The 22,531-nt window shown below is 69.8% G+C and carries 16 protein-coding genes; 15 read left to right on the top strand and 1 reads right to left on the bottom strand.

The window, feature by feature from the left end; translation table 11 throughout:
• The first annotated feature begins 34 nt into the window (after positions 1-34).
• The 5 genes from IT40_RS08930 (at position 35) to IT40_RS08910 (ending at position 4,925) form a co-directional block, all read left to right on the top strand.
• The gene (locus tag IT40_RS08930) at positions 35-820 is read left to right on the top strand and encodes a ThuA domain-containing protein (RefSeq protein ID WP_036753417.1); all 786 of its coding nucleotides are present in this window, start codon (positions 35-37) and stop codon (positions 818-820) included.
• Entirely contained in the window at positions 820-1,869 is a 1,050-nt protein-coding gene (locus IT40_RS08925; RefSeq protein WP_036753414.1) for a Gfo/Idh/MocA family protein, read from the top strand. The genes IT40_RS08930 and IT40_RS08925 overlap by 1 nt, the downstream gene beginning before the upstream one ends.
• Positions 1,870-1,935: 66 nt before the next feature.
• Positions 1,936-3,096: a Gfo/Idh/MocA family protein gene (locus IT40_RS08920; RefSeq protein WP_114536632.1), complete on the top strand. Its 1,161-nt coding sequence runs from the start codon at positions 1,936-1,938 to the stop codon at positions 3,094-3,096.
• Between the two features lie 108 nt (positions 3,097-3,204).
• Positions 3,205-4,332, top strand: a complete 1,128-nt coding sequence (locus tag IT40_RS08915; protein WP_036753513.1) for an aminodeoxychorismate synthase component I — start codon at positions 3,205-3,207, stop codon at positions 4,330-4,332.
• Complete coding sequence (locus IT40_RS08910) at positions 4,290-4,925, top strand: aminotransferase class IV family protein (protein ID WP_036753411.1); 636 nt, start codon at positions 4,290-4,292, stop codon at positions 4,923-4,925. Before IT40_RS08915 ends, IT40_RS08910 begins: the two co-directional genes overlap by 43 nt.
• Before the next feature lie 5 nt (positions 4,926-4,930).
• On the opposite strand, the gene IT40_RS08905 is transcribed toward IT40_RS08910, so the two are convergent.
• Positions 4,931-5,713 carry an IclR family transcriptional regulator gene (locus IT40_RS08905; RefSeq protein WP_243700170.1) on the bottom strand — a complete coding sequence of 261 codons (783 nt, stop codon included), beginning with the start codon at positions 5,711-5,713 and terminating at the stop codon, positions 4,931-4,933.
• A 210-nt stretch (positions 5,714-5,923) separates the two neighbouring features.
• On the opposite strand from IT40_RS08905, the gene nadA reads away from it, so the two are divergent.
• The 10 genes from nadA (at position 5,924) to IT40_RS08855 (ending at position 22,516) form a co-directional block, all read left to right on the top strand.
• Entirely contained in the window at positions 5,924-6,976 is a 1,053-nt protein-coding gene (nadA, locus tag IT40_RS08900; RefSeq protein ID WP_036753408.1) for a quinolinate synthase NadA, read from the top strand.
• A gap of 1 nt (position 6,977) precedes the next feature.
• Positions 6,978-8,546, top strand: a complete 1,569-nt coding sequence (locus tag IT40_RS08895) for an L-aspartate oxidase (RefSeq protein ID WP_036753405.1) — start codon at positions 6,978-6,980, stop codon at positions 8,544-8,546.
• Entirely contained in the window at positions 8,543-9,394 is an 852-nt protein-coding gene (gene nadC, locus IT40_RS08890; RefSeq protein ID WP_036753402.1) for a carboxylating nicotinate-nucleotide diphosphorylase, read from the top strand. The genes IT40_RS08895 and nadC overlap by 4 nt, the downstream gene beginning before the upstream one ends.
• 233 nt (positions 9,395-9,627) lie before the next feature.
• A complete protein-coding gene (locus tag IT40_RS08885) occupies positions 9,628-12,024 on the top strand; it encodes a glycogen/starch/alpha-glucan phosphorylase (protein ID WP_036753399.1) in 2,397 nt (798 codons plus the stop codon).
• Between the two features lie 21 nt (positions 12,025-12,045).
• Complete coding sequence (gene glgB, locus IT40_RS08880) at positions 12,046-14,247, top strand: 1,4-alpha-glucan branching protein GlgB (RefSeq protein WP_036753396.1); 2,202 nt, start codon at positions 12,046-12,048, stop codon at positions 14,245-14,247.
• Between the two features lie 43 nt (positions 14,248-14,290).
• On the top strand, positions 14,291-15,553 hold the full coding sequence (glgC, locus tag IT40_RS08875) for a glucose-1-phosphate adenylyltransferase (protein ID WP_072462239.1): 1,263 nt from the start codon (positions 14,291-14,293) through the stop codon (positions 15,551-15,553).
• Positions 15,550-16,953, top strand: coding sequence for a glycogen synthase GlgA (gene glgA, locus IT40_RS08870; RefSeq protein WP_036753389.1), 1,404 nt, complete (start codon positions 15,550-15,552; stop codon positions 16,951-16,953). Before glgC ends, glgA begins: the two co-directional genes overlap by 4 nt.
• Positions 16,953-19,046 carry a glycogen debranching protein GlgX gene (gene glgX, locus IT40_RS08865; RefSeq protein WP_036753385.1) on the top strand — a complete coding sequence of 698 codons (2,094 nt, stop codon included), beginning with the start codon at positions 16,953-16,955 and terminating at the stop codon, positions 19,044-19,046. The genes glgA and glgX overlap by 1 nt, the downstream gene beginning before the upstream one ends.
• Entirely contained in the window at positions 19,039-20,874 is a 1,836-nt protein-coding gene (locus tag IT40_RS08860) for a 4-alpha-glucanotransferase (RefSeq protein WP_036753383.1), read from the top strand. Before glgX ends, IT40_RS08860 begins: the two co-directional genes overlap by 8 nt.
• 10 nt (positions 20,875-20,884) lie before the next feature.
• Positions 20,885-22,516 (top strand): alpha-D-glucose phosphate-specific phosphoglucomutase, encoded by a 1,632-nt coding sequence (locus IT40_RS08855; RefSeq protein ID WP_036753381.1) that lies wholly within the window; start codon positions 20,885-20,887, stop codon positions 22,514-22,516.
• The last annotated feature ends 15 nt before the right edge of the window (positions 22,517-22,531 follow it).

Raw genomic sequence — 22,531 nt, 5'->3', positions numbered from 1 at the left:
ACCCGTTCCCGCAGGGAACAACAAGGAGCGATGAATGACCATCCGAGTCACTGTCTGGGGCGAGAACGTCCACGAGCAGAAGAACAAGACCGTCGCCGGGATCTACCCGGACGGGATGCACAACACAATCGCCGCGGCGCTGAACCGCGATAGCGGCATCGCGGCCGGCAGCGTGACCCTGCAAGACCCCGAGCATGGGCTGACCGCCGAAAAGCTGGCCCAGACCGACGTGCTGATCTGGTGGGGCCATTGCGCCCATGGCGAGGTGCAGGACGCGGTGGTCGAGCGCGTGGCCGAGGCGGTCTGGTCCGGCATGGGCATGATCTTCCTGCATTCGGCGCATTTCTCGAAGCCCTTCAAGCGGCTGATGGGCACGCCCTGCAACCTGACCTGGCGCGAGGCGGGCGAGCGCGAGCGGTTGTGGCTGACCTCGCGCAACCATCCCATCGCCGCCGGCCTGCCCGATCATTTCGAGCTGGAGCACGAAGAGATGTATGGCGAGCCCTTCGGCGTGCCCGAGCCGCTGGAGACCGTCTTCGTCAGCTGGTTCGCGGGCGGCGAGGTGTTCCGCTCGGGCCTGACCTACAAGCGCGGGGCCGGCAACGTGTTCTATTTCCGCCCCGGCCACGAGACCTATCCGACCTATCACGACGCCAATGTGCAGCGGGTGATCCTGAACGCGGTGAAATGGGCGCATAACCCGGCCGCGCGCCTGGCCGAGCCGACCGTCGCGCCCAATGTCCCGGTCGAGCAGGCGCTGGAGCCGATCGAGGAGCGCGGTCCCAAGCTGCACGCCGCCGGCGAAGAGGGCTATCGCTGATGGTCCGGCTTCTCGTCATCGGCACCGGCGGCATGGCGGCGAACCATGCCCGCGCCTTCGCCGCCATGCCCGGCGTCGAGCTGGTCGGCGGCGTCGATCCGCGGCCCGAGCCGCTGGCCGCCTTCAACGCCGAGCACGGCATCGCCCGCGGCTTTGCCAGCCTGGACGAGGCCCTGGATTGGGGCGCGTTCGACGCCGCGACCAACGTGACGCCGGATGCCGCGCATTACCCGACCACCATGCCGCTGCTGGCGGCGGGCAAGCATGTGCTTTGCGAAAAGCCGCTGGCCACCAATGCCGCGGATGCGGAGGCGATGGCCGAGGCGGCGGCGCGGGCGGGCGTGGTGAACATGGTCAATCTCAGCTATCGCGACGTGCCGGCGCTGCAAAAGGCCGCGGCCATGGTGCGCGCGGGCGAGATCGGCGAGGTGCGGCATTTCGAGGCGAGCTACCTGCAAAGCTGGCTGACCCAGCCCGGCTGGGGCGACTGGCGCACTGACCCGAAATGGCTGTGGCGGGTGTCGACCGCGCATGGCTCCAAGGGCGTTCTGGGCGACGTGGGCATCCATATCCTCGACTTCGCCACCTGTATCGCCGGGCAGGACGCGGCGCAGGTTTCCTGCCTGCTCAAGACCTTCGACAAGGCGCCGGGCGGGCGGATCGGGGACTATGTGCTGGACGCCAACGACAGCGCCACCATGCAGATCGTGCTGGAGAATGGCGCGCTGGGGACGGTGGCGGCGACGCGCTTTGCCAGCGGGCACCTGAACGACCTGCGGCTGCGGATCTACGGCGACCGCGGCGGGCTGGAGGTCGGCTTCGAGAACCGCGTGAGCCGGCTGCGCGCCTGCCTGTCGCCGGACCTGGAGACCGCCGCCTGGCACGAGATCGAATGCCCGCCGGTGCCGACGATCTACCAGCGCTTCATCGCCGCGATCCGGGGCGAGGGCGCGGCCGATCCCGATTTCGTCCGCGGCGCGGCGCTGCAACGCCTGCTGGACCGGGCCGAGGAATCCTCGGTCGAGTCCGGCCTTAGCCTCGCCGTCTAGGCGCAACCGATCCGGCGGCGGCCTTCTCCTCCCTGCCGCCGCCGGACATCCCGCAAGGAGCATGGCATGACCCGGACCGTTCATCGCGCGCCCCGCATCCGCCTTGGCATGGTCGGCGGCGGGCAGGGCGCCTTCATTGGCGGCGTGCATCGCATCGCCGCCCGGATCGACGACCAGTATGAGCTGGTCGCGGGCTGCTTTTCCTCGACGCCCGAAAAAAGCGCGGCCTCGGCGGCGGAACTGGGCGTGGGCCGCGCCTATGGCGATTTCGCGCAGATGGCCATGCGCGAGGCGCGGCGCAAGGACGGGATCGAGGCGGTGGCCATCGTCACCCCGAACCACCTGCACGCCCCCGTCGCCCGCGCGTTCCTGAAACGCGGCATCCATGTCATCTGCGACAAGCCCCTGACCGCGACCCTGCCCGAGGCGCGCAAGCTGGCCAATGCCGCCGCGGATTCGGATGCGCTGTTCGTGCTGACCCACAACTACACCGGCTATCCGATGGTGCGGCAGGCCCGCGCCATGATCGCATCGGGCGAGTTGGGCGAGATCCGGCTGGTGCAGGTCGAATATGCCCAGGACTGGCTGGCCGAGCCCATCGAGCAGGCGGGCAACAAGCAGGCCGGCTGGCGCACCGATCCGGCGCAATCCGGCGCGGGCGGGGCCATCGGCGACATCGGCACCCATGCCTTCAACCTGGCCGGCTTCGTCACCGGGCTGGAGCTGGAGGCGCTGGCCGCCGACCTGCAAAGCTTCGTGCCCGGCCGTCCGGTCGACGACAACGGCCATGTGCTGCTGCGCTATCGCGGCGGGGCGCGCGGGATGCTGTGGTGTTCGCAGGTCGCCTCGGGTTGCGAGAACGCGCTGCGGCTGCGGGTCTATGGCAGCCGCGCCGGGCTCGAATGGGCGCAGGAGGAACCCAATGCCCTGTGGGTCACGCCGCTGGGCCGGCCGCGCTACCGGCTGTCGCGCGGCGGTGCCGGCACCGGGGCCGAGGCCGCGCGCCTGACCCGCATCCCCGCCGGCCACCCCGAGGGCTATCTGGAGGGCTTCGCGAACATCTATGCCGAGGCGGCGCGCGCCATCCTGGCCCGCCGCGACGGGGCCGCGCCCGACCCGGCGGTGGTCTTTCCCGGCATCCGCGAGGGGCTGGAGGGCGTGGCCTTCGTCGATGCCTGCCTGCGTTCCAGCAAGCGCAACGGCGCCTGGGTCGCGTTGGCGCTCTAGGCCCCGGCAGAGCCCGGCATTCCGCGCGATTGTCGCGCCGGTCCAGCGCCGGCCATTGTTCATGCCGCCCCGGCCATGCTACCTCGCGCCGCGAGAATGGAGGCGCGCGTGATCCTTTGCGAATTCGGTCCTGACGGCAAGCCGGTCCTGTTCCGGGATCCGCGGGAAGTGCTGGTGGTCACGCGCCCCGAGGACGCCCTTGCCGCGCTCGACCATCTCGAGGCGCGGCGCCGGCAGGGGGCCTGGATCGCGGGCTACCTGTCCTATGAGCTGGGCTATGCGCTGGAGCCGGTGCTGGCGCGCGACATGCCGGCCGACCGGCGCACGCCGCTCATGGCCTTCGCCGTCCATGACGCGCCCGAGCCCGCGCCGGCGCTGCCCGCGGGCGACGCGGCCCGGTTGGCGCCGCTGGAGCCGATGATCTCGCCGCAGGATTATGCCGCGGCCTTTGCCCGCACCCGCGACTATATCGCGGCGGGGGATTGCTACCAGATCAACCTGACCTTTCCCCTCCGCTCGCGCCTGATCTCCGGCTCGGCGTTGGAGCTTTACGCTGCGCTGGCCGCGCGCCAGCCGGTCGGCTTCGGCGCCTATGCCGATCTGGGGCAGGGGCCGGTCGTCGTCTCGCGCTCGCCCGAGCTGTTCTTTCGCCTGGATGCGCAGGGCCGGATCGAGGCGCGGCCGATGAAGGGCACCGCGCCGCGCGACCCCGACCCGGCGCGCGACGCGGCCTTGGCGGCGGGGCTGGCGGCATCGGAAAAGAACCGGGCCGAGAACCTGATGATCGTCGACCTGCTGCGCAACGACATCGCCCGCATCTCGCGCGTGGGTTCGGTGCGGGTGCCCGAGCTTTTCGCCGTGGACAGCTTTGCCACCGTCCACCAGATGAGTTCGCGCGTGGTGGGCCAGCTGGAGCGCCCGGCGGACCTGGGCGCGCTGTTGCGGGCGCTGTTTCCCTGCGGCTCGATCACCGGCGCGCCCAAGATCCGCGCCATGCAGATCATCCGCGAGGTCGAGCCGTTCCCGCGCGGCGTCTATTGCGGCGCCATCGGCTGGATGGCGCCGGACGGGGCGGCCTGTTTCTCGGTCGCGATCCGCACGCTGTCGGTCTGGCCGGATGGCGAGGTCACGCTGAACGTCGGCGGCGGCGTGGTGCAGGATTCGACCGCCGAAGGCGAATGGGAGGAGGCGCTATGGAAAGCCCGCTACGCGCAGGATCTGACGACCCCGATCTGAGGCTGATCGAGACGGTGCTGTGGGACGGCGCCGACTGCCCGCGGATCCAGGGGCACCTGGCGCGGCTGGCGGCGGGGGCGCGGGCGCTTGGCTGGCCCTGCGACCTGCAGGCCGCCCGCGCGGCGCTGGTCGCGCCTGCGGGCCAGCCCGCGCGGCTGCGGCTGACGCTGGACCGGGCTGGGCGGATCGAGGTGACGCGCGGCCCATTGCCGCAGTCGCGGCCGGAGTGGCGGCTGGCGCTGGCCGGGACGCGGCTGCGCTCGGACGATCCCTGGCTGCGGCTCAAGACCACGCGGCGGGCGCATTACGACGCCGCCCGCGCCGCCCTGCCCGAGGGGATCGAGGAGGCGATCTTCCTCAACGAGTGCGGCGAGGTCTGCGACGGCACCATCACCACGGTCTTCTTCGACCGCGGGCAGGGGATGCGCACGCCGCCCCTGTCCTGCGGGCTTTTGCCGGGCGTGCTGCGCGCCGGGATGCTGGCCGAGGGCACCTGCCGCGAAGAGCTGCTGCCGGCCGAGGATCTGCCGCGCGTCCGGCTGTGGGTCGGCAATGCGCTGCGCGGTCTGATCCCCGCCACCTGGGCGGGCTGAGCCGGTCAGGCCAGCGCCGCCAGCTCGCGTGCGGCGCGTTGCAGCGCCGGCAGATGCGTCATTGCCGTTTCCAGCGACATGCGCTGCACCGGCGCGTGGAAGGTCACGGCGGCCAGAACCCGGCCGCGCGCATCCAGCGCCGGGACCGAGATGCCGACCATGCCGGGAATGAACTCCTGGTCGTCGACGGCATGGCCCTGTTCGCGCACCCGCGCCAGTTCCTCGCGCAGGCTTTCGGCCGAGGCGAAGGTGTTCGGCGTATGCGGTTGCAGCCGGGCATGGCGCAGGAAATGCTCGACGCTCTGCGGGTTCATGAAGGCCAGGCAGACCTTGCCGGCCGCGGTGGCATGCAGCGGGATGCGGGTGCCCAGCCGGATCACCAGCCGCAAGGGCCAGGTGGTTTCGACCCGGTCCACATAGACCAGCGTGTCCCCTTCGGGGATCGAGATCGAGCAGGTCTCGCCCACGGCGGCGAACAGTCGCACCAGCACGTCGTGGCGCGGCAGGTCGTATTGGCCGGCATGCATGACGCCCAGCATCATCTGCCGCAGCTTGAGGCCGGGCAGGTAGCTGCGCCCGTCGAGCTGGCGCGACAGGTAGCCCTCTTGCTCCAGATGGGCGACCAGGCGGTGGATGGTGGGCTTGGGCAGGCCCAGGGCGGCATTGATCTCGGTCGCGGTCATCGGGCGGGCCTCGCGCGCCAGCACTTCCAGGATCTGGAGGTTTCGCAGGCTGGGCGGCACAGGGGAATTGTCTTGGAACTCTTGCATGGCCTGGAACCCGATCACTTCACCGTCCTTTTTACCGCAGGACGGCCCGAGGTCCAGACGCCAAGGCCGGGCAAGGCCGCTTGTCCCCTTGCCGCGGCGTAGCATTTGCGTTGCCCGAGCGTCATCCATGGGTTAGGAACCGCGACTCACGGGCCCGGCGCTCTGGTATCGGGGGCCGGGCGCATTATATCCGGGGTGACTGCGACGCGGGCAGAGTGGGGGGACCGAATGCTCGATCTGACGACCATCCGCAGCGAGCTGGGCTCGCATTACGATCTCGAGCCCTCGCTCGAGCTGGCCGAGCGCATGGCCGATATCCATGCCCGGATGGGTCGCGTCATGCCCTGGCCCGACTGGGCGATCCATGCCCCCTATGTCGCCGCGATCAACAAGCTCAAGAAGGAACGCGGCGCCGTGGTGCTGGCGCATAACTACATGACGCCGCAGATCTATCACGGCATCTCGGACGTGGTGGGCGACAGCCTGGCGCTGGCCATCGCCGCGACCAAGGTCGAGGCCGAGGTGATCGTGCAATGCGGCGTGCATTTCATGGCCGAGACCTCGAAGATCCTGAACCCGCAAAAGACCGTGCTGATGCCCGACATGGCGGCCGGCTGCTCGCTTGCCGAAAGCATCACCGCCGAGGGCATCGCCGAGATGCGCGCCCGCTATCCCGGCGCGCCGGTGGTCAGCTACGTCAACACCACCGCCGAGGTGAAGGCGGCGTCCGACATCTGCTGCACCTCGGCCAATGCGGCGCAGATCGTCGCGGCCATGGACAGCGACACCGTCATCATGACGCCCGACAAGTGGTTGGCGCAGAACGTGGCCAACAAGGTGCCGCAAAAGCGCATCGTCTGGTGGGATGGCGCCTGCATCGTGCATGAGCAGTTCACCGCACAGGACCTGCGCGACTTTCGCGACTGGAATCCGGGGCTGAAGATCATCGCCCATCCCGAATGCCCGCCCGATGTGGTGGCCGAAGCCGACTATGCCGGCTCGACCGCCAATATCCAGGGCTGGGTCGAGACCGAGCGGCCGAAGCAGGTGATGCTGGTCACGGAATGCTCGATGGCCTCGAACATCTCGGACGCCAATCCCGAGGTCGAGTTCCTGGGCCCCTGCAACATGTGCCCCTACATGCAGAAGATCACGCTGGAAAAGGTGCTGTGGTCGCTGCACACCATGACCGGCGTGGTCGAGGTCGATCCCAAGGTCGCGGACCGCGCCCGCCTGGCGGTGCAGCGCATGATCGACCTGTCGCAGCGCCTGGCGGCCTGAGGTGCGCGAGGTCTCGACCGGCCGCGTCATCATCGTCGGCGCCGGTCTGGGCGCGCTTTACGCGGCGCTGAAACTGGCGCCGCGCCCGGTGCTGATGATCTCGCCCGAGGTTCTGGGGCAGGGCGCAAGCTCGGCCTGGGCGCAGGGCGGGGTGGCGGCGGCCATGGACCCGGCCGACAGCGCCGAGGCCCATGCCCGCGACACGCTGCGCGCCGGCGCCGGCACCGTCGATCCCGCCATCGCCCAGCTGGTCACGGACGAGGCGCGGGCGCATATCCTGGACCTGACCCGGCTCGGCACCCCCTTCGACCGCAAGCCGGACGGCGGCTATGTGCTGTCGCGCGAGGCGGCGCACAGCTTTGCCCGCGTCGTGCGGGTGCGCGGCGACCAGGCCGGGGCCGAGATCATGCGCGCGCTGGTCGCCTGCCTGCGCGAGGCGCCCTCGGTGCAGGTGCTGGAGGGCGTCATGGCCACCGGCTTGCGGGTCGAGGGCGGCGCGGTCGCGGGGGTCGAGGTCACGCTGTCCGGCCCGCAGGGCTCGGCGCCGGTCCTGATCCGGGCGCCGGGCGTGCTGCTGGCGGGCGGCGGCTCGGGCGGGCTTTACGCGCTGACGACGAACCCGCCGCGCATCCGCGGCCAGGTGATCGGCATGGCGGCGCGGGCGGGGGCCGAGATCGCGGATGCGGAATTCGTGCAGTTCCATCCCACCGCCATCGACTGCGGCGAAGACCCGGCGCCGCTGGCCACCGAGGCGCTGCGCGGCGAGGGGGCGCAGCTGCTGAACCGGCTGGGCGAGCGCTTCATGCTGGCGGTGCATCCCGATGCCGAGCTGGCGCCGCGCGACGTGGTGGCGCGCGCGATCTATGCGCAAAGCCAGGCCGGGCTGCGGCCGGTGCTGGACACCCGCGCCTGCCTGGGCGACCGCATCCTGAGCGAATTCCCGGCCGTCGCGGGGGCCTGCTCGCGGGCGGGGATCGACCCCACCCGCGAGCAGATCCCGGTGGCGGCCGCGGCGCATTACCACATGGGCGGGGTGGCGGTGGATGACGAGGGGCGGGCCAGCCTCGACCGGCTGTGGGTCTGCGGCGAGGCGAGTTCGACCGGGCTGCATGGCGCGAACCGGCTGGCCTCGAACGGGCTTTTGGAGGCGCTGGTCTTTGCCCGCCGCTGCGCGCTGTCGATCGAGGCGCGGCTGGGCCCGGCGGCGCAGGACGCGCCGGAAGTCGTGCTGCCCGACCTGCCGCCCGGCCCGGTGCCCGACCCGGCGCTGGTCGCCCGCCTGCGCCGCGCCATGACCGAGGGCGCGGGCGTCCTGCGCGACGCCGGGGGCCTGACCCGCTGCCTGCGCGAGATCGCCGCCATCGAGGCCGCGCAGCCCGATTGCCCGGCGCTCTCGAACATGACCGCCACCGCCACGCTGATCGCCGCCGCGGCGCTGATGCGGCAGGAAAGCCGCGGCGCGCATTGCCGCACCGATTTCCCGCAGACCCTGCCCGAAGGGCGCCGCTCGCGCCTGCGGCTGGCGCAGGCGCTGGCCCTGCGCGCCTCGCTTGAACCGGAGACGACATGACCGAGATGCCCCCGCTGCCCGAGATGATCCTGGAACCGCTGGTCCGGGCCGCGCTGACCGAGGATCTGGGCACCTATGGCGACATCACCACCCGCACGGTGATCCCGGCCGGCACCCGCTACCGGGCGCGGATCGTGGCGCGCGAGGCGGGCGTGGCCTCGGGGATGCAGCTGGCGGCCATCGCCTTTCGCCTGATCGACCCAGGCTTGGACTGGCGGCTGCACCATGCCGACGGCAGCCGCTTCCAGCCCGGCGACACGCTGGCCGAGATCGCGGGCGAGGCGGCCTCGATCCTCTCGGCCGAGCGGGTGGCGCTGAACTTCGCCGGCCGGCTGGCGGGCATCGCCACGCAGACGGCGGCCTTCGTGGCCGAGACGGCGGGAACGCGCGCGCGCATCACCTGCACCCGCAAGACCACGCCCGGCCTGCGGCTGGTCGAGAAACAGGCGGTGCTGCACGGCGGCGGCTTCAACCATCGTTTCAGCCTGTCCGACGCCATCCTGATCAAGGACAACCACATCGCCGCGGCGGGCGGCATCCGGCCGGTCCTGCAAGCCGTCAAGGCCCGCGCCTCGCATATGATGCGGGTCGAGATCGAGGTGGACCGGCTCGACCAGCTCTCCGAGGTGCTGGAGGAGGGCGGCGCCGATGTCGTGCTCTTGGACAACATGGAGACGGCAGAGCTGCGCGAGGCCGTCGCCATGGCCCAGGGCCGGGTGGTGCTGGAGGCTTCGGGCAACATGCGCCTGGCGCGCGTGGCCGAGGTGGCGGCGACGGGGGTCGACTACATCTCGGTGGGCGCGCTGACGCATTCGGCGCGCACGCTGGACCTGGGCCTGGATTTCTGACCGGCCAAAGAGCCGCAGAACATGCGGCCCTCGCCCGGTTTGGCGCAATCCTTTGGCGTGCGGGGCCGGGAATGCGGGCGATTCCGACGATCCGAGCCGGGTTTCGGCACGATATTGCCCGCGTCGGTTAACGCTAACAGAATTTTCTCCCAACCGCTTGCTTTCGATAACGGATGGCTTAAGCCAAGGGGATGACCCGAAAGGATACGGGTGTGCCGAAAGAAGGGTGATCCATGGCCAGGGACGACATGCCCCAAAGCGATTTCCGCGACGCGATCCTGTGGCACCTGGCCTATACGCTGGGCAAGGATCCCGACCACGCGCAGGTCTTCGACTGGCGGCTGGCGCTGAGCCACGCGGTGCGCGACCGCATCGTGGACCGCTGGATGGCGGCGACCCGCGCCACCTATCGCGCCGATGCCAAGCGGGTCTATTACCTGTCGATGGAATTCCTGATCGGACGGCTGCTGCAGGACAATATCGTCAACCTGCAACTGGCCGACGAGGCGCAGGCGGCGGTGGAAAGCTTTGGCCTCGACTATGCCGGGCTGCTGCTGGACGAACCCGACGCGGCGCTTGGCAACGGGGGGCTAGGGCGGCTGGCGGCCTGCTTCATGGAATCGCTGGCCACGCTGGGCTGCCCGGCCTATGGCTATGGCATCCGCTACGAACACGGGCTGTTTCGCCAGAGCTTTGCCGAGGGCCGGCAGGTCGAGGCGCCCGAGGACTGGCTGGAACAGCCCTTCGTCTGGCAGTTCGAGCGCCCCGAGGCGCGCTTTACCCTGGGCTTCGGCGGCCGGGTCGCGACCCGCGACGGCCGGGCGGTCTGGGAACCCGAAAGCTTCGTGCAGGCCGAGGCCTTCGACACGCCGGTCATCGGCTGGCGCGGGGCCTGGGCCAATACGCTGCGGCTCTGGGCCGGGCGGGCGGTCGATCCCTTCGACCTCGACCGCTTCAACGCCGGCGATTTTGCCGCCGCGGTCGAGGCCGAGGCGCTGGCCCGCACCATCTCGCGCGTGCTTTATCCCGAGGATTCGACCGAAAAGGGCAAGCGGCTGCGGCTGACGCAGGAATATTTCTTCTCGGCCGCCTCGATCCGCGACATCCTGCGCCGCTTCGAGGCCGACCATGCCGACCTGCGCCTGTTGCCGCAGAAGGTGGCGATCCAGCTGAACGACACCCATCCCGCCATCGCCGGGCCGGAACTGGTGCGCATCCTGCATGACGAACGCGGCCTGCCCTTTGACGAGGCGGTCGGGATCACCCGCGGCTGCGTCAACTACACCAACCACACGCTTTTGCCCGAGGCGCTGGAAAGCTGGGGCGAGGGGCTGTTTGCCGACCTGCTGCCGCGCCACCTGCAGATCATCGACCGCATCGACGAGGCCGATGCCAAGGCGCATCCCGACCGCCGCAATACCGCGCGCGGCGATGGCAAGGTGCGGATGGGCGAGCTGTCCTTCATCCTGTCGAACCGGGTGAACGGCGTCTCGGCCCTGCATACCGGGCTGATGAAGACCACGGTCTTTGCCGACCAGCACCGCATCTGGCCCGACCGCATCGTCAACCAGACCAACGGCGTGACCCCGCGGCGCTGGCTTCTGGGTTGCAACCCGCGGCTGTCGCGGCTGATCGCCCAGACCATCGGCGACGGCTGGGTGGGCGATCTGGAGCAGTTGCACGCGCTGGAGCCCCATGTCGCCGACGCCGGCTGGCTGGATGCGTTCGCCGCCGTGAAGGCCGCGAACAAGGCGGACCTGTGCGACTGGATCGCCCGCGAGCATGGCGTGGCGCTGAACCCGCAGGCGCTGTTCGACGTGCAGATCAAGCGCATCCACGAATACAAGCGCCAGCACCTGAACATCCTGGAAGCCATCGCGCTGTGGCAGGAGATGCGCGAGAACCCGTCCGCGGATTGGACCGCGCGGGTCAAGATCTTTGGCGGCAAGGCGGCGCCGGGCTATTTCTTCGCCAAGGACATCATCCGGCTGATCAACGACGTGGCTGCCGTCATCAACGCCGATGCGGCGACGAACGAGAAGCTGCAGATCCTCTACCTGCCCAACTACAACGTGACGCTGGCCGAGCGGCTGATCCCGGCCGCCGACCTGTCCGAGCAGATCTCGACGGCGGGCAAGGAGGCATCGGGCACCGGCAACATGAAATTCGCGCTGAACGGCGCGCCGACCATCGGCACGCTGGACGGGGCCAATGTCGAGATCCGGGAACTGGTCGGGGCCGAGAACTTCTTCCTGTTCGGCCTGACCGCCGAGGAGGCCGAGGCCCGCCGCGCCGTCCCCGACCATGCCGCCCGCGCGATCGCCGCCGATCCGCGCCTGACCCGCGCCGTCGAGGCGATCCGCAGCGGCACCTTCAGCCCCGGCGAGCCGGACCGCTATGCGAATATCGTCGAGAACCTGACGCGGGCGGACTATTTCCTCGTCGCTTCGGATTTCGCCGATTACTGGCGGGCGCAGCGCGAGGTCGACTTCGCCTATGCCAACCGGACCGAATGGACGCGCATGGCGGCGCTGAACGTGGCGCGCTCGGGCTGGTTCTCGTCGGATCGCACCATCCGGGGCTACATGCAGGACATCTGGAACGCGAAAAGCCTGCTCGGGCAGGAGTGACGCCGTCGCGGAGGGGGAACCATGGCGCAGATCGACCCGGATGATATCGCCGACCCCGCGGTGCTGAGCCGCATCGCCGAGGGACGCTTCGACGATCCCTTCGCGGTCCTTGGCCCGCATCCGCGGGGCGGCACGCGCCATGTCACCGCCTTCGATCCCGGCGCGCAGGAGATGGCGGCCATGGCGGGCGGCAAGGCGCATCCGCTGGACCCGGTCGAGGGCTATCCCGGCCTGTTCCATGGCATGGTGCCGGGCGCGGAACCCTATCTCTTGCGCGGGCGGCGCGACGGCGAGGAATGGCTGGTCGAGGACGCCTATCGCTTCGGCCCGGTCTTGGGCGAGCTTGACGAATACCTGCTGGGCGAGGGGCGGCACCATGGGCTGTGGCAGGCGCTCGGGGCGCATGTGATCGAACACCAGGGCACGGCCGGCACGCATTTCGCGGTCTGGGCGCCCAATGCCCGCCGCGTCTCGCTGATCGGGGATTTCAACGCCTGGGACGGGCGGCGCCATGTCATGCGCCGCCGCGGCGCGACCGGCGTTTGGGAGATCTTCATGCCCGGCCTGGGCGATGGCACCGCCTATAAATACGAGATCCTCGGCGCCTATGGCGGGTTGGCGCAAAAGGCCGATCCGGTCGGCTTCGGCGCCCAGCACCCGCCGGCCACGGCCTCGGTCGTGCGCGACATTGCGGGCTATGGCTGGTCGGACCATGGCTGGATGGGCACGCGGGCCGAGGCGCAGCGCATCGACCGCCCGATCTCGATCTACGAGGTGCATCTGGGCAGCTGGCGCAGGAAGGACGGCGGCCGCCCGATCTCATACCGCGAGGCGGCGGTCGAGCTGGTCGATTACGCCAAGGACATGGGCTTCACCCATATCGAGCTGCTGCCGATCAGCGAATATCCCTTTGACGGCTCCTGGGGCTATCAGCCGGTCGGGCTGTTCGCGCCGACGATCCGCTTCGGCCCGCCGCACGAGTTCCGCGACCTGGTGAACGCCGCGCACAAGGCCGGGCTGGGGGTGATCCTCGACTGGGTGCCGGGGCATTTCCCGACCGATCCGCACGGGCTGGTGCAGTTCGACGGCACCGCGCTTTACGAACATGCCGACCCGCGCGAGGGCTTCCACCAGGACTGGAACACGCTGATCTACAATTACGGCCGGGCCGAGGTGATGAATTACCTGACCGCCAATGCCTTGTATTGGCTCAGGGAATATCACCTGGACGGGCTGCGGGTGGATGCGGTGGCCTCGATGCTCTACCGCGACTATTCCCGCGCCGAGGGCCAATGGATCCCCAACAAGGACGGCGGGCGCGAGAATTACGAAGCCATCGCCATGCTGCAGGCGATGAACCGCCTGACCTATGGCGAAGAGCCGGGGATCATGACCGTGGCCGAGGAATCGACCAGCTATCCCAGGGTCTCGCGCCCGGTGCATGAAGGCGGGCTGGGCTTCGGCTTCAAGTGGAACATGGGCTGGATGAACGACACGCTGGATTACATCAAGCGCGAGCCGATCCATCGCAAGCACCATCACCACCAGATGACCTTCGGCCTGCATTACGCCTTCAGCGAGAATTTCATCCTGCCGATCAGCCATGACGAGGTGGTCCACGGCAAGGGCTCGATGCTGGCCAAGATGCCCGGCAGCGAATGGGAGAAATTCGCCAACCTTCGCGCCTATTACGGCTTCATGTGGGGCCATCCGGGCAAGAAGCTGCTGTTCATGGGCCAGGAATTCGCCCAAGGGTCGGAATGGAACCACGATGCCGAGATCGACTGGGCCTGCATCGGCAACCCGCTGCATTACGGCATGCAATTGCTGGTGCGCGACCTGAACGCGATCTATCGCGCGACGCCCGCGCTTTACGCGCATGATTGCGACGGCGCGGGCTTCCAGTGGATCGAGGCCGATGATGCCGCCCATTCCATCTATGCCTGGGTGCGGCGCGGGGGTCCGGGCGATGCCGAGGTGGTGGTGGTCTGCAACTTCACCCCGGTCGAGCGCAGCGGCTGGCGCATGGGCTTTCCGCAGCCGGGCCTGTGGCGCGAGGTGCTGAACAGCGATGCCGAGGTCTATGGCGGCGCCGGGCGCGGCAACCTGGGCCGCGTCACCGCCCTGCCGGGCGAAAGCCACGGCCAGCCCGCCCATGCGGACCTGGTGCTGCCGCCGCTTTCGACGCTGATCTTCATCAAGGACGACAGGACGACATCATAGCAACCACACCCGCGCGCCGGGCAAAAAGGGGGAGGGCAGAGAGATGGCACCGCGTGAGGAAAGGCTTTCCAGAAGATCCATGGCCTTCATTCTGGCCGGCGGCCGCGGCTCGCGCCTGCGCGAGCTGACCGACAAGCGCGTGAAGCCGGCGGTCTATTTCGGCGGCAAGTCGCGGATCATCGACTTCGCGCTGTCGAATGCGCTGAACTCGGGCATCCGCAAGATGGCGCTGGCCACGCAATACAAGGCCCACAGCCTGATCCGCCACGTCCAGCGCGGCTGGAACTTCTTTCGCGCCGAGCGCAACGAGTTCCTGGACATCCTGCCCGCCTCGCAGCGTTACGACGAATCGATGTGGTATCGCGGCACCGCCGATGCGGTGGCGCAGAACATCGACATCATCGACAGCTACGGCGTCGACTACGTGCTGATCCTGGCCGGCGACCATATCTACAAGATGGATTACGAGCTGATGATCCGCCATCATGTCGAGGCGGGCGCGGACGTGACCATCGGCTGCCTGACCGTGCCGCGGGCCGAGGCATCGGCCTTTGGCGTCATGGCGGTGGACGGCAACGACGTCATCACCAGCTTCCTGGAAAAGCCCGCCGATCCGCCGGGAACGCCGGACGACCCCGAGGTGACGCTGGCCTCGATGGGCATCTATGTCTTTCGCTGGGACTTCCTGCGCGACCTGCTGATCCGCGACATGCAGGACGACAATTCCAGCCATGATTTCGGCAACGACCTGATCCCCCAGATCGTCAGGGACGGCAAGGCGCAGGCGCATCGCTTTGCCGACAGCTGCGTGCGCTCGGACGGCGAGCCGGTCTATTGGCGCGACGTGGGCACGGTCGATGCCTTCTGGCGGGCGAATATCGACCTGACCGACTTCAACCCGGACCTGAACCTGTGGGACCGCGACTGGCCGATCTGGACCTATTCCGAACTGGTGCCGCCGGCCAAGTTCATCCATGACGAGCCCGACCGCCGCGGCAGCGCCGTCAGTTCGCTGATCTCGGGCGGCTGCATCATCTCGGGCAGCGAGATCCGCGAGTCGCTGCTGTTCACCCAGGTCCACACCAATTCCTATTCCAGCCTGGAGCGCGCGGTGGTGCTGCCTTACGCCAATGTCGCCCGACACGCGCGTTTGACCAATGTGGTCATTGACCGCGCCGTTCGAATCCCCGAAGGGCTGGTCGTCGGCGAAGACCCGGAAGAGGACGCGAAATGGTTCCGCGTCTCGGAAGGGGGTGTCACGCTGATCACGCAGGACATGCTGGATCGAAGGGAAGCGTCTTTATGACAAGGGTTCTGTCCGTCGCCTCGGAATGCGTGCCGCTGGTCAAGACCGGCGGCCTTGCCGACGTGGCGGGCGCGCTGCCGGCGGCGCTGGCCGGGCAGGGGGTCGGGATGCGGGTGCTGCTGCCCGGCTATCCGGCGGTGCTGGGGGCCGCGGCCAAGGCCCCGGTGGTGCGCGAGATCCCGGAGCTGTTCGGCGGCCCGGCCCGCATCCGGCGCGGCGCGCTGGGAAAGGCGGTGCTTTACATCCTGGACGCGCCGCATCTTTTCGACCGGCAGGGCGGCATCTACCTGGGCCCGGACGGCCGCGACTGGCCCGACAATCCGCAGCGTTTCGCCGCGCTGTGCAAGGCCGCCGCCCTGATCGCCGCCGATGGGGTCGAGGGCTGGCGGCCGCAGGTGCTGCACCTGCACGACTGGCAGGCGGGGCTGACCCCGGTCTATCTGCGCCAGGCGGGCGTGCGGGACGTGCGGACGCTGCTGACCATCCACAACATCGCCTTCCAGGGCCTTGCGCCGGCGCATATGCTGTCGGCGCTGCAACTGCCGGCGCATCTCTTCAACCCGCGCGGCTTCGAATATTGGGGCCGGATCTCGGCGCTGAAGGCGGGGATCGTCTTTGCCGACAAGGTCTCGACCGTCAGCCCCACCTATGCCGAGGAGCTGATGACCCCCGAATACGGCATGGGGATGGAGGGGGTGCTGGCCGACCGCGCCGCCGACTTCACCGGCATCCTGAACGGCATCGACCTGGACGCCTGGAAGCCGCCCTATGCCACGCCCGAGGGCAAGGCGCCCCACCGCGCCGCGCTGCGCGACGAGTTCGGCCTGCCGGATGCGGATGGGCCGCTTTGCGTCGTCGTCTCGCGCCTGACCGGGCAGAAGGGGCTGGACCTGCTGATCGAGGCGCTGCCCACGCTGCTCGACAACGGCGGCCAGCTGGCGGTGCTGGGCTCGGGCGACCCTGGGCTCGAGGCCGCCTTTTCCCAGGCCGCCGCCCGCCATCCCGGCGTGGCCTTGCGGCTGGGCTATGACGAGCCGCTGTCGCGCCGCATGATCGCCGGCGGCGACGCCATCCTGGTGCCCTCGCGCTTCGAACCCTGCGGGCTGACGCAGCTTTACGGGCTGCGCTTCGGCACCCTGCCGCTGGTGGCGCTGACCGGCGGGCTGGCCGATACCGTCATCAACGCCTCGGCCGCCGGGCTGGCCGCGGGGGTGGCGACCGGGGTGCAGTTCCACCCGGTCGATGCCCAGGCGCTGTCCCGCGCGCTGTCCCGGCTTTGCGCGCTCTGGCGCCAGCCGGCGGTCTGGAGCCGCATGATGGAAAACGCCATGGCGCATCCGGTGGGCTGGGACGCCTCGGCCCGCGCCTATGCCCAGCTGTTCGGGGCGATGGCCGCCTGATGACCCTGCTGCGCATCCTCGAGGGCCGGGCGGAACCGCTGGGCGCGACCTTCGACGGCGAGGGGGTGAACTTCGCCGTGTTTTCCGAACATGCGCGGCGGGTGACGCTGTGCCTGTTTTCCCCCGACGGCCGGACCGAGACGCACCGGCTGGACCTGCCCGAACGCGACGGAGACGTCTGGCACGGCTATGTCCCCGGCCTGCGCCCCGGCCAGCTTTACGGGCTGCGCGCCGACGGCCCCTATGCGCCGGCCGAGGGGCACCGCTTCAACTATCACAAGCTGCTTCTCGATCCCTATGCCAAGCGGCTGACCCGGCACCCGGTCTGGCACGACGCGCTGATGGGCTATACCGTCGGCGCGCCCGAATCCGACCTGAGCTTCGACCGCCGCGACAGCGCCCGCTTCATGCCGCGCTGCGTGGTCGAGGATCCTTCCTTCGCCTGGGGTGCCGACCAGCCGCCGCGCCGCGACATCGCCGAGACGGTGATCTACGAGGCCCATGTCAAGGGCCTCACCGAAGCGCACCCCGATGTCCCGTATCGCGGCAGCTTCCTGGGCCTCGCCTCGGACCCGGTGCTGGAGCATCTGCAATCCTTGGGCATCACCGCGCTGGAGCTGCTGCCGGCGCAGGCCTTCCTCAACGACCGCTTCCTGCTGGAAAAGGGGCTGGTGAACTATTGGGGCTACCAGACGCTCGGCTTCTTCGCCCCCGATCCGCGCTACCTGGCCAAGGATCAGATCGCCGAGTTCCAGCACATGGTCGCCCGCATGCATGCCGCCGGCATCGAGGTCATCATGGACGTGGTCTACAACCACACCGGCGAGGGCAACGAGCTTGGCCCGACGCTGAGCTTCCGCGGCCTCGACAACCGCAGCTATTACCGGCTGCAGGAGGATCCGCGCTATTACATCAACGACACCGGCACCGGCAACACGCTGAACGTGAACCATCCGATGGTGCTGCGCATGGTCATGGACAGCCTGCGCTATTGGGTCGAGGTCATGCATGTGGACGGATTCCGCTTCGACCTCTGCGCGACGCTGGGGCGGCGGGCGCGCGGCGGCTTCGACCGCAGCGCCTCGTTCTTCGACGCGATCCGGCAGGATCCTGTGCTGACGCGGGTCAAGCTGATCGCCGAACCCTGGGACATCGGCCCCGGCGGCTATCAGCTGGGCGGCTTCCCGCCGCCCTTCCTGGAATGGAACGACAAGTATCGCGACGGCATCCGCCGCTTCTGGCGCGGCGACGCCCGGCAGGTGCCCGAGCTTGCCGACCGCATGGCGGGTTCCGCCCGGCAGTTCGACCATTCCGGCCGGCCCGCCACGGCCTCGGTGAACTTCCTGACCGCGCATGACGGCTTCACGCTGATGGACGTGGTCAGCTATTGCGAAAAGCACAACGCCGCCAATGGCGAGGAGAACCGCGACGGCCATTCCGAGAATTTCTCGGACAACATGGGCGCCGAGGGGCCGAGCGACGATCCCGCGATCCTCGATGCCCGCGCGCGGCGACGCCGCAACCTGCTGGCGACGCTGCTTTTGTCGCAGGGCACGCCCATGCTGCTGGCCGGGGACGAGCTGGGCAATTCGCAGGCCGGCAACAACAACGCCTATTGCCAGGACAACGAGATCGGCTGGGTGCAATGGGACGGCGCCGACCCGGCCTTCCTGGACTTCACCCGCAAGCTCATCGCCTTTCGCCGCGCCCATCCGATCCTGCGGCAGAAACGCTTCCTGCATTCGCGCCCGCGCCTGACCGACGGGCTGCCCGACCTGTTCTGGCTGCGCCCGGACGGGGCCGAGATGACGCCGGCCGACTGGGGCAACCCCGAGCTGCGCGTGCTTTGCGCCGAGCTGCGCATGGCCGCCGGCACCCCCGAATATGCGCAGCGCGAAGAGGCGCTGTTCCTGGTCTTCAACAACGGCGACCCGCTGGAGGTGGTGCTGCCCGAACGCCCCGCGGGCTGGCGCTGGCGGCTGCACCTGGACACCAGCCGCCCCGACCTGGCCCCGCATGTGGTCGAGGCCGAGCGGCTGGCGGTGGATGGCCAATCCGTCCTGGCCTTCGATCTGGAGCGCGAGGATGACTGACCCGCGCCTGGCCCTGGCGGAGCGGATGGGGGTGCTGCCGGGTTTTCACGACCTTGCCGGGCACTGGCGCGCGACCTCGGTCGAGACGGCGGTGGCGCTGCTTGCCGCCATGGGCCTGGCCGTGCCGACCGCGGCCGAGGCGCAGGCGGCGCTGGACGACCATGCCGACCGCCTGCCGCAGGACGTGATCTGCGCCGCCGGCGCCCGCCCCGACCTGTCCTTCGGCGAATGGCAGCTGACCTTCGAGAATGGCGCCGAGGCCGAGGGCAACGGCCCCTTGCCCGAGCTGCCGCTGGGCATCCATCGCCTGCGGGCCGAGGGGCGCGAGTTGACGCTGCTCGCCGCGCCGCCGCGCCTGCCCGAGCCGGCGCGCTGCTGGGGGCTGGTCGCGCCGCTTTACGGCATCTCGGAAACGGGGATCGGCAGCTATGCCGACCTTGCGGCCCTGGCGCAGGGGATGGGCGGGAAGGGGGCGGCGTTTCTGGGCATCAACCCGGTCCATGCCGGCTTCCCGACCGTGCCGCAGCTTTTCAGCCCCTATACCCCCTCGCACCGCCGGCGGCTGAACGTGATCCACCTGCCCGGCGGCGCGGGCTCGCCCGGCCCGCGCGTCGATTACGCCCGCGACATTCCGGCCCGCATGGCGGCGCTGCGGGCGGAATACGACGCCTTCCCCGGCGATCCCGGTTTCGACGCCTGGCAGGCGGCCGAGGGCGAGGGCCTGCAACGCTTTGCCCTGCATCAGGCGCTGTCGGCGCGGCTGGGTGCCTTCTGGGGCGATTGGCCGGCGACGCTCGCCTCGCCCGACACGCCCGCTGCCATCGCCGCGCGGGCGGAACTGGCCGCAGAGATGCGCTTTCACGCCTGGCTGCAATGGTGGGCCGAGCGGGCCTTGGCGGCGGCCGGGCAGGCGGCGCGCGACGGCGGCATGGCGCATGGGCTTTACCTGGACCTCGCCGTCGGCACCCATCCCTTCGGCGCCGAGACATGGGAGGATCGCGCGAGCTTCGCCTTCGGCGCCTCGCTGGGCGCCCCGGCCGACGCCTTTGCGCCCGAGGGGCAGAACTGGTCGCTCGCACCCTTCAGCCCCTTGGGCCTGCGCGCGCGGGCCTATGCGCCGCTGGCGGAAACCCTGCGCCGCCAGCTGCAATTCGCGGGCGTGCTGCGCATCGACCACATCCTGGGCTTCGAGCGCGCCTATTGGGTGCCGGACGCGGCCCCCGGCGCCTATGTCGCCATGCCGCGCGACGCCATGCTGGCCGTGGCCCGGATCGAGGCGACGCGCGCCGGCAAGGCGGTCATCGTCGGCGAGGATCTGGGCAATATCCCCGAGGGGCTGCGCGAGGCGCTGGCGGCCTCGGGCATCCTTGGCTGCCGCGTGGCGATGTTCGAGCGCGACGGCTGGCATCCGCCCGCCTTTCGCGCGGCCGAATCCTATGACCGCGGCGCCATCGCCAGCTTCTCGACCCACGACCTGCCGACCTGGCGCGGCTGGCGGCAGGGCGCCGACATCACCGCCCGCGCCCGCATTGCCGGGCAGGAAACCGCCGCCCAGCAGCAGGAACGCGCCGAGGAAATCGCCGCCTTCAACCGGTTGCTGCCCCATCCCGGCGTCGATGCGCTGCACGATTTTCTGGCCCGCACGCCGTCGCTTCTGGTGGCGGTGCAGGCGGAATTGCTGCTCGATATGGCCGACCAGCCGAACCTGCCCGGCACGGTCGGCGAATATCCGAACTGGCAGCTGCGCCTGCCGGTGGCGGCCGGGGATTTCCCGGCATTGCCCTCGGTCGCGCGGACTGCCAGCATCATGCGCGACCACGAACGCTAAGGAGAGGTCCATGACCGTTCACACCGTCCCGACCCAGCCCATCGCGGGCCAGAAGCCCGGCACCTCGGGCCTGCGCAAGAAGACCCCGGTCTTCATCGAGCCGCATTACCTGGAAAACTTCGTCCAGGCGATCTGGAACGGCACCGGCGGCGCCGCGGGCAAGACCTATGTGCTGGGCGGCGACGGGCGCTATTTCGGCGACCGCGCCGCGCAGGTCATCCTGCGCATGGCGGCGGCCAGCGGAGCGAAGAAGGTGATCGTCGGGCAGAACGCGCTGCTGTCCACCCCCGCCGCCTCGCACCTGATCCGGCTGCGCGGCGCGGACGGCGGCATCATCATGTCCGCCAGCCACAACCCCGGCGGCCCGACCGAGGATTTCGGCGTCAAGTACAACACCGCCAATGGCGGCCCCGCGCCCGAGCCCGTGACCGAGGCGATCTTCGAGGCGACCAAGGCGCTGACGGAATACCGCATCCTCGACGCGCAGGACGTGGACCTGTCCAGGCCGGGCACCACCACCCTGGGCGGCATGGAGGTCGAGGTCGTCGATCCCGTCGCCGACTACCAGGCGCTGATGGCGCAGATCTTCGATTTCGCCAAGATCCGCGCGCTGTTCGCGGACGGCTTTCGCATCCGCTTCGATGCCATGCATGCCGTGACCGGCCCCTATGCCAGGGCGATCCTGGAAGGGGCGCTGGGGGCGCCCGCGGGCTCGGTGGTGAATGCCGAGCCGAAACCCGATTTCGGCGGCGGCCACCCGGACCCGAACCCGATCTGGGCCAAGGATCTGATGCAGGCGATGTTCGGCGAGGGCGCGCCGGATTTCGGCGCCGCCTCGGATGGCGACGGCGACCGCAACATGATCGTCGGGCGGGGCTGCTACGTCACGCCCTCGGACAGCCTCGCGGTGCTGGCGGCCAATGCCACGCTGGTCCCGGCCTATGCCGGCGGGCTGAAGGGGGTGGCGCGGTCGATGCCGACCTCGCGCGCGCTGGACCGGGTGGCCGAGAGCCTTGGGATCGCCTGCTACGAGACGCCCACCGGCTGGAAGTTCTTCGGCAACCTGCTCGATGCCGGCCGTGCCACGCTCTGCGGCGAGGAAAGCGCCGGCACCGGCTCGGACCATGTGCGGGAAAAGGACGGGCTCTGGGCGGTGCTGTTCTGGCTGAACCTGCTGGCCGAGCGCCGGCAGTCCGTGGCCGAGATCATGGCCGACCATTGGGCCCGATACGGCCGCAACTATTACTCGCGCCACGATTACGAGGCGGTGGATGCGGCGGCCGCGGCCGAGCTGATGGCGGCCCTGCGCGACCGGCTGGCCGAATTGCCGGGCCAGAGTGCCGCCGGGCTGCGGATCGAGGCGGCGGACGAGTTCGCCTATGACGACCCGGTGGACGGCTCGCGCAGCGAGGGGCAGGGCCTGCGCATCATGACCGAGGGCGGCGGCCGCATCGTGCTGCGCCTGTCGGGCACCGGGACCGAGGGGGCGACGCTGCGCGTCTACCTGGAGCGGGTCGAGACCGCCCCGGCCCGGATGCAGGACGACCCGCAACAGGCGCTGGCCGCGGTCATCGCCGCCGCCGAGGAGATCGCCGGCATCCGCGCCCGCACCGGCCGCGCCGCGCCCGACGTCATCACCTGAGCGCGCCTTGCGGCG

Source organism: Paracoccus versutus (assembly GCF_000763885.1).
Classification (GTDB): Bacteria; Pseudomonadota; Alphaproteobacteria; order Rhodobacterales; family Rhodobacteraceae; genus Paracoccus; species Paracoccus versutus.
The sequence above is the reverse complement of the archived record's forward strand: the minus strand, read 5'-3'. Positions and strand labels throughout refer to the sequence as shown.